Raw genomic sequence first — 14519 nt, forward strand, 5'->3', positions numbered from 1 at the left:
ACTCGCTCCAACAACTATCAGGCGAGCTAACTGCGCAACTGCCGCGCCGCCGCCACCATGTTCACCAACGCCGCTTCGGTCTCCGGCCAGGCGCGGGTTTTCAGGCCGCAATCGGGATTGACCCACAAGCGCTCGGCCGGGATACGTTGTACCGCCTTGGTCATCAACCGGACCATTTCTTCAGTGCCTGGCACCCGTGGCGAATGGATGTCGTAGACGCCGGGCCCGATGTCGTTCGGATAATCGAACGCCTTGAAGGCTTGCAGCAATTCCATGTCCGAGCGTGAGGTTTCGATGGTGATCACGTCGGCGTCCATGGCGGCGATGGACTCGATCACGTCGTTGAATTCGCTGTAGCACATGTGGGTATGGATCTGCGTTTCGTCGCGCACGCCCGACGCGCACAGGCGAAATGCTTCGACGGCCCAGTCCAGATATTCCTGCCAGTTGGCCCGACGCAGCGGCAGCCCTTCGCGGAAGGCCGCTTCGTCGATCTGCACGATTTTGATGCCGGCGGTTTCCAGATCCACCACTTCGTCGCGAATCGCCAGGGCTAATTGTTGCGCCTGCACCTTGCGCGACACGTCTTCGCGAGGGAAAGACCACATCAGCATGGTCACAGGCCCGGTCAACATGCCTTTCATGACCTTGTCGGTCAGGCTTTGGGCGTAGCTGATCCAGTCCACGGTCATCGCCTGCGGACGGCTCAAATCGCCGAAGATCACGGCCGGTTTGACGCAGCGCGAGCCGTAGCTCTGCACCCAGCCAAAGCGCGTGAAGGCGTAGCCGTCCAGTTGCTCGGCGAAGTATTCAACCATGTCATTGCGTTCGGCCTCGCCATGTACCAGCACGTCCAGTCCCAAACGTTCCTGGGTCTGCACCGCGTGGCGGATCTCGTGGCGCATCGCATCGGTGTAATCGTTGGCCGACAGGCGGCCCTGTTTCCAGGACTGACGCGCCAGACGAATGGACGGCGTTTGTGGGAACGAGCCGATGGTCGTTGTCGGAAATGCCGGCAGATTCAAGCGCGCCCGCTGCTGTTCAATGCGCGCGGCAAAGGCCGATTGACGCTGGCTGTCGGCAGCCGTGATAGCCGCCAGACGTGCCTGCACTTCAGGTTTATGGATGCGCGGCGATTGCGAACGGCTGGTCTGTATGGCGCGACTTTCAGCCAGGGCGGCCTGCACTTCGCAAGACTCCGGAGCGTTCAAAGCCGCGCTGAGTAGCGAGATTTCTTCGCACTTCTGTACGGCGAACGCCAGCCAGCTCTTGAGCTCGGCATCGAGTTTGTCTTCGCGCTGCACATCCACCGGGCTGTGCAGCAGTGAGCAGGAGCCGGAAACCCACAAGTTGTCGCCAAAGCGCAGCTGCGCCTCACGCAATTGCGCCAGCGCCTGGTCAAGATCACAACGCCAGACGTTACGGCCATTGACCACGCCCAGGGACAACACCTTATAAGTCGGCAGACGGTCTAGCACCGCAGCCAGTTGCTCCGGCGCGCGCACCAGGTCGATGTGCAAGCCGTCCACTGGCAGGGAAACCGCCAGGCCGAGGTTGTCTTCCAGACCGCCAAAATAGGTCGCCACCAGTTTTTTCAGCGGCGAATACTGCAGGCTGTGATAGGTGCGTTCGAAGGCGTTCTTCCAGTCCTGCGGCAGATCCAGCGCCAGAATCGGCTCATCGATTTGCACCCACTCAACGCCCTGGGCAGCAAGGCGCCCAAGGATTTCGCCGTACAGCGGCAACAGGCGCTCCAGCAGATCAAGCTTGTCGAAGCTGTCGCCCTTGGCCTTGCCCAGCCACAGGTAAGTCAATGGGCCGATCACGACCGGCTTGACCTTATGGCCCAGCGCGCGGGCTTCGTCGACTTCTTCGAACAGCTGTTCCCAGCTCAACTTGAAACGCTGATCCTGAGTGAATTCCGGAACCAGATAGTGATAGTTGGTATCAAACCACTTGGTCAGTTCCTGGGCGTATTGCCCTTTGCCGTGGGCGCCGCCGCAACAGGTGGTTGCGCCCCGCGCCATGGCGAACAGCGTGTTCAGGGTCGGCAAGCCTTGGGCGTCGGTGGTGTCCGCAAAACGCTGAGGGATCACGCCGAAGGTCAGCGAATGGGTCAAAACCTGGTCGTACCAGGCAAAGTCGCCCACCGGCAGCAGCTCAATGCCTGCCTCTTTTTGCAGCTGCCAGTGAGCGGCGCGCAGCTCGCGACCGGCGTCGCGCAAGCCTTGCTCATCCAGATCGCCTTTCCAGTGGGCTTCCAGAACTTTTTTCAACTCGCGATCAGCGCCGATGCGCGGAAAACCAAGTGTGTGGGCCAAGGCCATGATGCGTCCCTCCGTAAAAGATGGCGCCATTGTCGACAGCGAAGTCAACATGAGACAAACTCATTGTTTTCGTGTTGATCACAAAATCTATTCATGGAGCGCCTGCGGTGCTTGAGATACGCCACCTGAAAACCCTGCATGCCTTGCGCGAAGCCGACAGCCTCGTGGAGGCCGCCGAGCGCTTGCACCTGACGCAATCGGCTCTGTCCCACCAGTTCAAGGAACTGGAAGAGCGCCTGGCCATGCAGTTGTTCGTGCGCAAGACCAAACCGGTGCGCTTCACCAGCGCCGGCTTGCGCCTGCTGCAACTGGCTGACTCGGTGCTGCCGCAATTGCGCAGTGCCGAGCGGGACATCGCTCGATTGGCGGGCGGCACGGCTGGGCGTCTGCACATGGCGATTGAATGCCACAGCTGTTTTCAGTGGCTGATGCCGACCATCGATCAGTTTCGCGATGCCTGGCCGGAAGTGGAGCTGGATCTGGCCTCGGGCTTCGCTTTCGCGCCTTTGCCTGCCCTGGCCCGTGGTGATCTGGACCTGGTGGTGACTTCCGACCCACTGGAACTGGCGGGTATTACTTATGTACCGCTGTTCACCTACGAGGCGATGTTAGCCGTCGCCAACCAGCACCCGCTGGCGAACAAGCCTTACATCGTGCCCGAGGATCTGCTCAAGGAAACGCTGATTACCTATCCGGTGGAACGCGATCGGCTGGACATCTTCACGCGTTTTCTGGAGCCCGCCGACATCGAACCGGCGCAGGTGCGCACTTCGGAACTCACGGTGATGATGATGCAGCTGGTCGCCAGCGGCCGTGGCGTGTGCGGCATGCCGCATTGGGCGCTGCATGAATACAGTTCGCGGGGTTATGTAAAGGCCAAGCGTCTGGGCGAGAAAGGGTTGTTCGCTACGCTGTACGCCGCCGTACGCGCCGACATGCTCGACGCGCCGTACATGCGCGATTTCCTGCTGACCGCCAAGGACACCTCGTTCTCGACGCTGGATGGGGTTAGCGCGGTGCGGTAAATATGGGATCCGTAGGACCGGCTTCAGCCGGGAGGGCGAGCGTTCTGACGACACAGGTGCGGCGTATGGTCTGGCCTCCTCCCGGCTAAAGCCGCTCCTACGCAATACACTTCATATTTGAGCCAGCAAGCAGGGTCGAGCTTCAATATGCCGCCAGCATCCTCCGATAAATCGGCAGGATCGAATCCCGGGTCAGCGGGGCCAATGGCAGTTCGGGATGGCTGTCGGCGCTGATCCAGACCACCTCCTCGATCTCTGCCGCCGGTACCACCTCCCCATCGATGCGCACCTCGAACAGCTCGCAGCGCACCTCAAAGCCGGGCTCGTTGGCCGCCGGTGCGGCAAATGAGCCGAGATAACCGGCCTGGACGGGATCAATCACCAAACCCAGCTCTTCCTCAAGCTCTCGCGCCAAGGCCACGGCAGGCGGCTCGCCGGGTTCGATCTTGCCGCCCGGTTGCATGAAGGCCGTGGTCCCGCGCTTGCGGACCAACAACGTGCGGCCATCCGCACCGATCAACAGTGCTGCGGCTATCTGAATGACCTTCATGAAAAAATCTCGACCTTGAGTTGGCGCGCTTCATCGGCGCGCTCCAGCGCCAGGACGATCAACCGATCAATCAGGCCCGCATAGGTCAAGCCGCTGGCCTGCCAGAGCTTGGGATACATGCTGATGGAAGTGAATCCCGGAAGGGTATTGACCTCGTTGATGATGATGTCCCGCGCCTCGGTGACGAAGAAATCCACCCGGGCCAGCCCCGCGCATTCCAGTACTCGGTAAGCTTGCAGAGCCACTTCCCGCACTTGATCACTGAGTTCCGGCGCCAGCTCGGCCGGAATGGCGATCCGCGCCTGGTCGCCGTTCAGGTATTTGGTGTCGTAGGCATAAAATTCGTCATTGGCGATGACTTCGCCGCATACGCTGACCTGTGGCTGGCGATTACCCAGCACCGCGCACTCCACTTCACGACCGACGATGCCCTGCTCGATCAACACCTTGTGATCGAACTCGAAAGCCAGCGCCAGCGCGGCGATAAAGCCCGCCTCGTCGCTGACTTTGCTGACGCCCACGGACGAGCCCTGGCTGGCCGGTTTGACGAACATCGGCAGGCCCAGCCTGGCGGACACTTCTTCGAAGCGCGCCGATTGCCCGCGAGTCAGCACCAGCGAAGGGGCGACGGCGATCCCGGCATCGCGCAGCAAACGTTTGGTGACGTCCTTGTCCATACAAGCTGCCGAGGAGAGCACGTCCGGCCCGACAAAGGGGATCGCCAGCAGGCGCAGCAAGCCCTGCAACGAACCGTCTTCGCCGAACGCGCCGTGAATCAGCGGGAACACCACATCGATTCTCGGCAACTCGACGCCTGACGCGACTTCGACAAATTGCCCGGCCAGACTTCCCGGCAGCAATGACAAAAGCTTGCCCGACTCGCTGAGTTTGATCTGCGCAGGGTTATCAGCATTGAGCAAGTAGTCACGCTCATCGAAACGCAGCCAGCGGCCTTGCTTGTCGATGCCGATCAAGGTCAGGTCATAACTGCCGCGATCGATCGCGTTGATCACGTTCCTGGCTGACTGCAGCGAGACTTCGTGTTCGCTGGATTGACCGCCGAAGAGGATGGCAACTGATGTTTTCAAAGCGACAACTCCTGGTTTTCAGGCCGCAGAGTCAAAAGCAAATTGAAGCGTTAGTCCAGCGACGAAGCATGCCGGTTGTCACCAGAACTGAAATCCAGGCAAAAAAATCCCGCGCGCCGGACGAACAGAATCTGATCGTCCAGCGCGCGGGACCCTGCTGCTTCATTCCGCGGCTTCAGCGTCTTTCTTGCCACCGGAGCCGAACGTTGCAAAGCGCTTGTTGAAGCCCGCGATGCGGCCTTCGGTAGTGGTTTTACGCTGCTGCCCTGTGTACATCGGGTGCGAAGCGCTGGATACATCGAGGGCTACGTAAGGGTACGTCTTGCCGTCGGTGTGATGTTGCGTGCGCTCCGTATCCACCGTGGAGCCGATCAGGAAAAAGACATCGGCAGCGGTGTCGTGGAACAGCACGGTACGGTACGCGGGGTGGATATCAGGTTTCATGTTGCCTCCAGATGAGTACGTAAACGATGTGTTATACAGTAACATAATAGCAAGCACAGACCATCATCGATTGTCGTGACTTGCATCATTCGCGAACTTGATTAGGCAGGCGCTTGTCGCTAAGGTTCGAGCCGCTGCTGCTCAATCAATGACCCGGGATGGGTCTCCTGGCGTACTGGCCGGATGGAAACAAGCCATGTCTCAACCCGATCATTTTCAACTCCCCTCCTACGCGTACAACCGCCTGATTGAAGCCCGCGACTCGCTGCGTCTGCTCGATGGCTACGTGAATAAAACCGATGTGCTATGCAACCCTTCGATGCTGGTGAGCTACGTCTCGATGCTGCAAGGCGCCTTGCAGGAAGTGATCGCCGCCAGCCAACCTGCCGAACCCCGTGACGCGTTCATGCGCAAGGCCGACGAACTCGGCTTCGTGGCGCTCAACCCCATGGAAATGAAGCTGATTGAGCACCTGCGTTGGACCAGCCTCGAGGGACGGGAAGATATCCATGAAATGGCGCAGCAAACCCGTCGCGTGAAACCGTGGGTGCTGGAGAGCTGATCTTTATAGGCCGATGCAGATTCGTTGGAGCGAGCGGGCGGCGTTCCGACTTGCCCGCGAAGGCGCCATTTCAGGCAATAAATACATCGACTGGAACTCCGGTTCGCGGGCAAGCCTCGCTCCAACAGGACACGGTCAACGCTCGTCGCTCGACCGTTAGCGCAACAAATGCTGGCCTGCTCATTGGCTCAGCGAGCAGTATGCGCATCACCGTTATTAGCCCAGGAATACGTATGAGCCTGTCCCTTCTCAGTCGTTACGCTTTCTTTGTAGGTTGTGTGTTGTTCACGCTATTCAGCTTGCCTTTCTGGCATCACGAATGGTTATGGCCGTTCACATTGGTAACCGGAGTGTTATCGCTGGTCGGCATTTTAGATCTGCTGCAATCACCCCATTCGGTGCGGCGCAATTATCCGATTCTGGGCAACATTCGCTACGCCGTGGAGGCCATCCGCCCCGAAATTCGCCAATACCTGCTGGAATCCGACAGCGACGCCCTGCCCTTTTCCCGGGCGCAGCGTTCGCTGGTGTATTCCCGAGCCAAGAATGAGTCGGCAGACCGGCCCTTCGGCACGCTGATCGATGTCTACCAGACCGGCTTCGAATTCATCAGCCATTCCATGCGCCCCGCGCCATTGAGCGATCCGAACTCGTTTCGCGTCATCGTCGGCGGCCCGCAGTGCACGCAGCCATACTCGGCTTCGTTGTTCAATATTTCCGCGATGAGTTTCGGCTCGCTCAGCGCCAATGCCATCCGCGCCTTGAACCAGGGCGCCAAACTCGGCAACTTCGCCCATGACACCGGCGAGGGCAGCATCAGCCCGTATCACCGGGAAAACGGCGGCGACCTGACCTGGGAGCTGGGCAGCGGTTACTTCGGCTGCCGCACAGCCGATGGACGCTTCGATCCCGAACGATTCGCCAAGCAGGCGCTGGACCCGCAGGTGCGAATGATCGAAATCAAGATGAGCCAAGGCGCCAAACCCGGCCATGGCGGCATCCTGCCCAAGGACAAGGTGACCAAGGAAATCGCGGAAACCCGAGGCATCATGATGGGCGAGGATTGCGTCTCGCCATCACGGCACAGCGCATTCTCTACACCCAACGAAATGATGCAGTTCATCGGCCAGCTCCGCGAGTTGTCCGGCGGCAAGCCGGTGGGTTTCAAGTTTTGCCTGGGCCATCCTTGGGAATTCATGGGTATCGCCAAGGCCATGCTGGAAACCGGCATCCTGCCTGACTTCATCGTGGTTGACGGCACCGAAGGCGGCACAGGCGCAGCTCCTGTGGAGTTCACCGATCACATGGGCGTACCGATGCGCGAAGGCCTGTTGTTCGTGCATAACACACTGGTGGGCTTGAACCTGCGGGACAAGATCAAGCTCGGCGCCAGCGGCAAGATCGTCAGCGCGTTCGACATCGCCAGCGTGCTGGCCATCGGCGCCGACTGGGCCAACTCGGCGCGCGGCTTCATGTTCGCCATCGGCTGCATCCAGTCGCAAAGTTGCCACACCAACAAATGCCCGACCGGCGTCGCTACTCAGGACACCCTGCGCCAGCGTGCGCTGGTGGTGCCGGACAAGGCCCAACGCGTCTTCAACTTTCACCGCAACACGCTCAAGGCCCTGGCAGAAATGATCGCCGCGGCCGGGCTGGATCACCCATCGCAACTGGGCGCTCGACATCTGGTGCGGCGCATGTCGGCGACGGAAGTGAAGCTGTTCTCGCAGTCCCATGTATTCCTGCAGCCCGGCCAGTTACTCACCGGCCCCATTGATGGCAGCTTCTATTCGAACATGTGGCAAATGGCTCGGGCTGACAGTTTCGAGCCCAACGCGATTGCCTGATGACGGGCAAAAAACTCGATGGGCATGCAACGTGCCCATTGAGACATTCTGTAATAGCCCCGCTTTGCATTTGCATCTATAACCCGCCACCCTTCCGCGCCGCCGCTCTGCTGGACCGACGGCGTGAACCATTGCTCGTGCATTGACCTCTACTTTCTACGACTTCAAGAGCCTACCGTTATGACTGACGGACGCGACCTGCGCATCGACTTCTTTCGGGGCCTGGCGCTGATTTTCATTTTCTGGGATCACGTGCCGGACAATCCCTTCGCCCAATTGACCGTACGTAATTTCGGTTTCAGCGACGCTGCGGAAATTTTCGTATTCCTGGCCGGCTATGCCGCGATCCTGGCCTACGGCCGCATTGCCCAACGCGACGGTTTTGTCGTCGCCTGCATCCGCATCCTGCGCCGTACCTGGGTGCTGTACGTGGTGCATATTTTCCTGCTCACGTTATTGATGGGCATCGTGTTCGTCGCCAACAATCACGTCGAGACCCGGGACATGGTCCGGGAAATGGGCCTGGAATACTTTGTCGGCAATCCGCAGCAAGCGCTGGCCGATGAGTTGCTGTTGCGCTTCAAGCCCAACCTGACTGACCCGCTGCCGCTGTACATTCTGCTGCTGCTCGCCTTGCCGCTGATCCTGCCGTTGATGCTGCGCAGTGTCGCGCTGGCGGTTGGCCTGTCGCTGGCGCTGTACATGATGGTGCCGCTGTATGGCTGGAACCTTTCAGCCTACGAAGGCGGCGGCGTCTGGTATTTCAATCCGGTGGCGTGGCAATTGCTGTTTGTTCTGGGCGGCGCTTGTGCGCTGAAGTCACAAGCGAAATCGACCAGCAGCGCCAAACCGGTTGCGCTGCTGCGACAACCGCTATTCATGCTCTGCGCCGCCTACGTGTTGCTGGCGGGCGTGCTGACCGTACTCTGGAAATTCCCTGAGCTGCACGCCGAGCTGGTGCCGCAAATCATCGCCGATATTCTCTACCCCATCAGCAAGACCGACCTAGCCCCCGCGCGTCTTCTGCACTTTTTGGCCCTGACCTACTGCGTGGCAAAACTGCTGCCCGTCGGCCAAACCTGGCTCGACAACTGGCCGGCGCAACAGACCTGCCGAATGGGTCGCTACTCGCTGGAAATCTTCTGCCTCGGCGTACTCCTGGCCCCACTCGCCGACATGGCCAACGCCCTGGCGGGCGACACCTGGCCGATGCAAGTCTGCACCGCCCTCATCGGCCTCGCGCTGATGGTACTCATGGCCGCCTGGCTCGATCTCAACAAACGCCTGGGCCAACCAAAACCTGCCCAGGTGATTGCTGTTTGAGAACTGCGTCGCACTGAAACTCCTTCTCGGAAGTTTCCCACAACCTTATCAGGCCAAGTTTTTTTGGAGTTGGCCGTTAAGGAGGGGGAATGGATTAATTAGAGAGGGAGTTATGGTGAAGATCAATCCGACCGCACACCCAAGTGTAATCTGTCCAATTACGACGCCACAAAAGGCTGATCCAAGCGAAGAGGTAGTAGCCAGCGAACGCAAAGTGCAAATTTCTGGCCGATCCATGATCGACAAGCCGTTCTACGTCTATGAGCACGCTCCCTGGCTGAAGCCTTATCAATCGCCTGCCGGTCGTGAACTCTGGGAGAGCAAGACGGACGAAGAGCGGGACGGGACAAAGGAAAAGTATCTGAACACCCTTCGTTTATCCGCCGAGACATCACTTAACGGCATATTCGAAGAGTACTTTGGAATAAAACACGATCTTAAGTTTCTAAACCCGGAACTGGCAGAAAAATATTTCAGTTTTACGCTGGATGCAGAAGGCAATATCAAAGTCACTGACCCCGATAAGGTGTTGACGCCCAGCGACCTGGATTACCTTCAGGAGATATTCAGCCAACGTGCCAACCTGAAAGACAAGATGCACAACCATGCACGCGCTGTCATGGCGTACGTTGATCACAACAGCAAAACATTTGACAACCGGTTCATGCTCCGACTGGAGAACTACGAAGCAACGATTGACTACGTCGAGTTGCTAGCACGCAATCCCAGAGGCAACTTCATGTGGGGGCTGGAGGATCAGATTATCAGGCGATGCAGCGCGCGAACAGGATCGTTGTTCGAGACAACGGCATAGGCGCCCATCAGTAGCGTCCCTTGCAAACTAATTCTGGTGAGAAGTTTATGAAAATCTCCGGTCCAGGCTATAGAATCCCCGGCTTAGAATTATCCAATGGCTGACATGGTATCTGGGAATTTTCCGGCCTACCATTCGAAGCTCGGTGTTCAGAGCGGATGGTGTCGAGTCAGAACAACACGCCCATGCTAAAGTTAGTAGGCGTGACCGCGACTGTACTATCGGAATTTAGCGCCATAGTCGCGTCGCCGATAGGGCTGTTAAGTTCGCAGTAACTAGAATGCGATGTACACGATTGGCCATCTACATGATGCCGGAGCAAAAACTCCTAGCATCATGAGGCATATTTTTAAGAATGACTTGCTGTGGATAACTCGAGCGCTAGTGCTGCAAGCTGTTCGTCATCAGCACGCCTCCAATCATGTGAAGAAATGTAGCCCTCGTAATGGTCAAAAAACTTGTCAACGCTCGACGATATTTTTTTAAACTCACTATGATTGCCAGTCCCGTGCATTGGGAATAGCTTCGCATGAAGATGGTCTACACCATAACCTTCAAATACCATCGCGGTTCGCCCAACATCCGCCAAAGTGCCATCAAGAATCCTTGCAACTTTCTTCGAGGCAACTACGAGCTCAGCAAGTACCACATCGTCCTGATCAAATGCATAGCTAGAGTAATGTTTCTTGGGGATGACTACCGTAGCGCCAACCGTATTGGGGAAAATTGAGAGGAATGCAACATATTTATCATCCTCCCAGAAAATATGTGAAGGCGCTTCCCTTTGGACGATTGCGCAAAAAATACATCCTTCCTTATGCACGAGCAAACCTCTTTATTAGCGAGTCAAACCGCTCGGGAGTCCCATCGAGCTGTACTTGTCTCCTGTATACCAAATGAGCATTTAGCCATGGAGGATATCAAGTTTGAACTCAACACAGCCGCGAGCCACAAATTCATAGGGCCATAACTAAGCATAATAGCACTAGGGAGGGCAGACCATTGCTCATCCTCAACGAGTTTGGCTGCTTCTTCAACCGCTTGGTAATCATGAGGTGCGAAGTGAAATGATGCACACAGGTGATGGAGGTAACCACCTGACACAACGGGGATTCCGCAGGCTTTTGCCAATTTCCAGCCATCTCCGACCCGCCCGCCGTCAACCACTGACGTTTATAAACAGACCGTTCCTACAAAAGCGTCCTCCAAGGCCCTACACCAGCCTTTGGCAAAGATTTCTGTTGCCACGTCTGCCAGCGACTAAGCTTGTGTCAGGTGCGATTAACAGGTTTAACCGGGCCAATGGATATGGGTGTATTACGGCATTCCGATACGAAGCAGACTGCGCTGGACGTCGACAGTCAGGATCAGCCATCAATGCCGAAAAACCCTCGCCACAGGCGTTATGCGTGGCGCGTGTTCTGGGTGTTGTTGGTCATGGGGCTGGTGGCGTTGGGCTTTGCCATTGCTACCGAGTCGCGCAGTTCACGGCTGCAAGCCCGGGAGTTCAGCCGTTTTGCGGCTAGCCTGAGCTATTCGCTGCAACCTGGTCCCAGCGATGCGGTGTTGTATCCGGGGGACGGACCATTTGATAAGCGCCTGGGCTATTCGTCTCTGGATGAGTTCCTACCGCGACTGCTCAAGCGCGATTATCTGATCACTGAACAGACCCGTTTCTCTCCCGAACTTCTCGCTTACGGCCGGCGCGGTTTTTTCGTGCCTTACGAGGAAAAGATTCAGGCAGGGCTGTCGATTACCGATTGTCGGGGTACCGATCTCTATCAGTTCCGCTACCCGCAACAGTTCTATCCAAGCTATGCCTCGATTCCGCCGTTGGTGGTGCACAGCCTGTTATTCATCGAGAACCGCGACTTGCTGGACCCGCAGCAGCCAATGGCCAACCCGGCGGTGGACTGGCCACGGTTTGCCAAGGCTGCCGTGTCGCAGCTGGCGAAATTGATCGGTTTGCCCGGCCAATCGGCAGGCGGCAGCACGCTGGCCACACAGTTGGAAAAATACCGTCACTCTCCCGATGGCTTGACTCAATCGGGTTCCGAGAAGCTACGGCAGATGATTTCCGCCAGCGTGCGCGCCTATCAACCCGGCGAACAAACCCTGCAAGTCCGGCAACGGGTGGTGCGCGATTATTTGAACAGCGTGCCGTTGTCGGCCGTGCCGGGCCATGGCGAAGTGCATGGGTTAGCCGAAGGGTTGCGGGTCTGGTACGGCGCGGATTTCGTGCGCACCAACCAGTTGCTGGCGTCCACCGCAAGCGATCCGCAAAGCCAGGCCGCGCGAGGCCTGGCTTTGCGTGAAGTACTGTCACTGGTGATTGCCCAGCGGCGCCCGTCGCACTATCTGGCCAAGGGCCGCACGGAACTGGCTGACCTGACCGATAGCCATATCCGCCTGCTGGCGCAGAATAAAGTCATTGATCAGAGCCTGGCGGATGCGGCACTGAACAGCACGGTCACCTACCGCAACTGGGTTCAGCAGCCGACCATTCAGCCGATTGAAACCAACAAGGGCATCAGTGTGGCGCGCAGTCGCCTGTCGGGGATGCTCAATCGCCCACTCTACGATCTGGATCGCCTGGACCTGTCAGCCACCACCACCTTGCAAAGCGAGTTGCAGACCCGCGCCAGCCAGTACCTGCGCGATTTGGCGGACCCGGCTTTTGCAGCGAACGTCGGGCTGTTGGGCGAGCGCTTGCTGACGCCAGCCAGTACTGCGCAGGTGCGTTACAGCTTCACCCTGTTCGAGCGGGGTCCGGACGGTTCACGAGTGCGAGTGCAGACCGACAGCACCGACCAGCCGTTCGATATCAACGAAGGCAGCAAGCTGGAACTGGGTTCCACGGCGAAGATGCGGGTGCTGACGACTTATCTGGAGATGATCGCCGAGTTGCACGAGCGCTACTCGGGGCTGACCTCGGCGCAACTGAGCAAAACCCCAGTACAAGAGCAGGATCGCCTGACTCGCTGGGCGGTGGATTATTTGGCGCAGAACAAGGATCGCAGCTTGCCGAAGATGCTTTCTGCGGCCCTCGACCGGCATTACTCGGCGAGCCCCGGGGAAAGCTTTTTCACCGGTGGCGGTTTGCATCACTTCAATAACTTCCGCAAAGAAGACAACGGGCGCAACCCTACATTGCGCGAGGCTTTGCGCGAGTCGATCAACTTGCCGTTCATTCGTTTGATGCGCGATCTGGTGCGTTACAGCACCTACCAGGCGCCCAGCAACAGCGCCGAGTTGCTCAAGGACGATGACAACCCACGTCGCCAGGAATACCTCGCGCGCTTCGCGGATCGGGAAGGCACGGTTTTTCTGCTGCGATTCTGGAAACGCTACAAGGACAAGACAACCCAGGAGCGGCTGGACACCTTCCTTGACGGCCTTCACCCCACGGCGCCGCGACTGGCGGCAGTTCATCGCTATTTGCTGCCGGAAGCCGATCAGACGGCGTTCAACTCGTTTGTCCGGGCGCACATGGCCGAAGAAAAAATCGGTCCCAGGCTGAGCGAAAAGCGCCTGGCCGAGCTGTATCAGAGCTACGGCCCGGGCGCGTACGATTTGCCGGATCAGGGCTATATCGCCAGGGTTCACCCGCTGGATCTGTGGCTGGTGGGTTATCTCCTGAAAAACCCGGAGGCGCAGTTCAAGGATGCGGTTGCGGCCAGCCATTTCGAGCGCCAGGAAGTCTACGGCTGGCTGTTCAAAAGCCGGCATAAAAGCGCCCGCGACAGCCGCATCCGCACCATGCTGGAGATCGAAGCGTTCCTCGATATTCATCAACGCTGGCAGCGGGTCGGCTACCCGTTCGACCATCTGGTGCCTTCCCTGGCGACAGCAATCGGCAGCTCGGGCGACCGTCCTGCGGCGTTGGCGGAGTTGATCGGTATCATCCAGAACGATGGCATCCGCTTGCCGACCTTACGCATCGACAGCCTGCATTTTGCCGCCGACACGCCCTACGAAACTCGCCTCGCCAACAACCCGGAGCTCGGCAAACGCGTATTGCCATCCGAAGTGGCGACGGCCATGCGCGAAGCCTTGTCGCAGGTGGTGGAAGGCGGTACGGCCAAGCGCGTGCAAGGCAGTTTCAAATTGCCGGATGGCAGCCCGCTGGCGATGGGCGGCAAAACCGGCACCGGCGACAACCGCATCGAGAGCATCGGCGCGGGCGGTCGCATCCTCAGCTCCAGAGCGATAAACCGCACGGCGACCTTCGTGTTCTACCTGGGTGACAACCACTTCGGCACCCTCACCGCCTTCGTGCCAGGCAAGGCAGCGGAAGGATTTCGCTTCACCTCGGCGCTGCCGGTGCAGGTGCTCAAGGGCATGGCGCCGATTCTGAGTCCTTATCTTGAGCCTGGGATGCATACGCAGTGCAGTGTGACGACGGCCCCGTTGGAGCGAGGCTTGCCCGCGAAGAACGATAACGCGATAGGTCTGGTCCACCGAGGCGCCTGATTCGCGGGCAAGCCTCGCTCCAACAGAAACGTGGCAGATGAGAACCGTTCGTCTTTATCTCTTGCT

The 14519-nt window shown here is 58.4% G+C and carries 11 protein-coding genes; 6 read left to right on the forward strand and 5 right to left on the reverse strand.

All coding sequences use genetic code 11. From position 1 onward, the window contains the following. Window positions 1–26: 26 nt before the first annotated feature. On the reverse strand, window positions 27–2327 hold the full coding sequence (gene metE / locus AFK24_RS23105) for a 5-methyltetrahydropteroyltriglutamate--homocysteine S-methyltransferase (protein ID WP_065835515.1): 2301 nt from the start codon (window positions 2325–2327) through the stop codon (window positions 27–29). A 107-nt stretch (window positions 2328–2434) separates the two neighbouring features. Here metE and metR point away from each other — a divergent pair, with 107 nt between their 5' ends. Beyond that, a complete protein-coding gene (metR, locus tag AFK24_RS23110) occupies window positions 2435–3352 on the forward strand; it encodes a transcriptional regulator MetR (RefSeq protein WP_065835433.1) in 918 nt (305 codons plus the stop codon). 142 nt (window positions 3353–3494) lie between these two features. Here the strand turns inward: metR and AFK24_RS23115 are convergent, their stop codons facing one another. From AFK24_RS23115 to AFK24_RS23125, 3 genes are all read right to left on the reverse strand, one after another. Next, window positions 3495–3902 carry an NUDIX hydrolase gene (locus AFK24_RS23115; RefSeq protein ID WP_065835434.1) on the reverse strand — a complete coding sequence of 136 codons (408 nt, stop codon included), beginning with the start codon at window positions 3900–3902 and terminating at the stop codon, window positions 3495–3497. Continuing rightward, window positions 3899–4990: a D-alanine--D-alanine ligase gene (gene ddlA / locus AFK24_RS23120; protein ID WP_065835435.1), complete on the reverse strand. Its 1092-nt coding sequence runs from the start codon at window positions 4988–4990 to the stop codon at window positions 3899–3901. Before ddlA ends, AFK24_RS23115 begins: the two co-directional genes overlap by 4 nt. 162 nt (window positions 4991–5152) lie before the next feature. Further along, window positions 5153–5434, reverse strand: coding sequence for a type B 50S ribosomal protein L31 (locus AFK24_RS23125; protein ID WP_065835436.1), 282 nt, complete (start codon window positions 5432–5434; stop codon window positions 5153–5155). A gap of 196 nt (window positions 5435–5630) precedes the next feature. Here AFK24_RS23125 and AFK24_RS23130 point away from each other — a divergent pair, with 196 nt between their 5' ends. The 4 genes from AFK24_RS23130 (at window position 5631) to AFK24_RS23145 (ending at window position 9980) form a co-directional block, all read left to right on the forward strand. After that, the gene (locus AFK24_RS23130) at window positions 5631–5996 is read left to right on the forward strand and encodes a hypothetical protein (RefSeq protein ID WP_065835437.1); all 366 of its coding nucleotides are present in this window, start codon (window positions 5631–5633) and stop codon (window positions 5994–5996) included. Window positions 5997–6229: 233 nt separating this feature from the next. After that, complete coding sequence (locus AFK24_RS23135) at window positions 6230–7843, forward strand: FMN-binding glutamate synthase family protein (RefSeq protein WP_065835438.1); 1614 nt, start codon at window positions 6230–6232, stop codon at window positions 7841–7843. Window positions 7844–8023: 180 nt separating this feature from the next. After that, window positions 8024–9166, forward strand: coding sequence for an OpgC domain-containing protein (locus AFK24_RS23140; RefSeq protein ID WP_065835439.1), 1143 nt, complete (start codon window positions 8024–8026; stop codon window positions 9164–9166). 112 nt (window positions 9167–9278) lie between these two features. Next, the gene (locus AFK24_RS23145; protein ID WP_065835440.1) at window positions 9279–9980 is read left to right on the forward strand and encodes a hypothetical protein; all 702 of its coding nucleotides are present in this window, start codon (window positions 9279–9281) and stop codon (window positions 9978–9980) included. A gap of 349 nt (window positions 9981–10329) precedes the next feature. Here the strand turns inward: AFK24_RS23145 and AFK24_RS23150 are convergent, their stop codons facing one another. After that, complete coding sequence (locus tag AFK24_RS23150) at window positions 10330–10803, reverse strand: HIT family protein (protein ID WP_065835441.1); 474 nt, start codon at window positions 10801–10803, stop codon at window positions 10330–10332. Window positions 10804–11288: 485 nt separating this feature from the next. Between AFK24_RS23150 and AFK24_RS23155 the strand changes: the two genes are divergently transcribed. Continuing rightward, complete coding sequence (locus tag AFK24_RS23155) at window positions 11289–14453, forward strand: transglycosylase domain-containing protein (protein ID WP_240500434.1); 3165 nt, start codon at window positions 11289–11291, stop codon at window positions 14451–14453. Window positions 14454–14519 lie beyond the last annotated feature (66 nt).

Source organism: Pseudomonas syringae, assembly GCF_001698815.1.
Lineage (GTDB): Bacteria > Pseudomonadota > Gammaproteobacteria > Pseudomonadales > Pseudomonadaceae > Aquipseudomonas > Aquipseudomonas syringae_A.

Excerpts from the sequence above, each read along its gene's own strand:
- AFK24_RS23125 (WP_065835436.1), bottom strand. The coding sequence starts at position 5,434 with ATGAAACCTGATATCCACCCCGCGTACCGTACCGTGCTGTTCCACGAC.
- metE (WP_065835515.1), bottom strand. The coding sequence starts at position 2,327 with ATGGCCTTGGCCCACACACTTGGTTTTCCGCGCATCGGCGCTGATCGC.
- AFK24_RS23130 (WP_065835437.1), top strand. The coding sequence starts at position 5,631 with ATGTCTCAACCCGATCATTTTCAACTCCCCTCCTACGCGTACAACCGC.
- AFK24_RS23135 (WP_065835438.1), top strand. The coding sequence starts at position 6,230 with ATGAGCCTGTCCCTTCTCAGTCGTTACGCTTTCTTTGTAGGTTGTGTG.
- AFK24_RS23115 (WP_065835434.1), bottom strand. The coding sequence starts at position 3,902 with ATGAAGGTCATTCAGATAGCCGCAGCACTGTTGATCGGTGCGGATGGC.
- AFK24_RS23155 (WP_240500434.1), top strand. The coding sequence starts at position 11,289 with ATGGGTGTATTACGGCATTCCGATACGAAGCAGACTGCGCTGGACGTC.
- AFK24_RS23140 (WP_065835439.1), top strand. The coding sequence starts at position 8,024 with ATGACTGACGGACGCGACCTGCGCATCGACTTCTTTCGGGGCCTGGCG.
- AFK24_RS23145 (WP_065835440.1), top strand. The coding sequence starts at position 9,279 with ATGGTGAAGATCAATCCGACCGCACACCCAAGTGTAATCTGTCCAATT.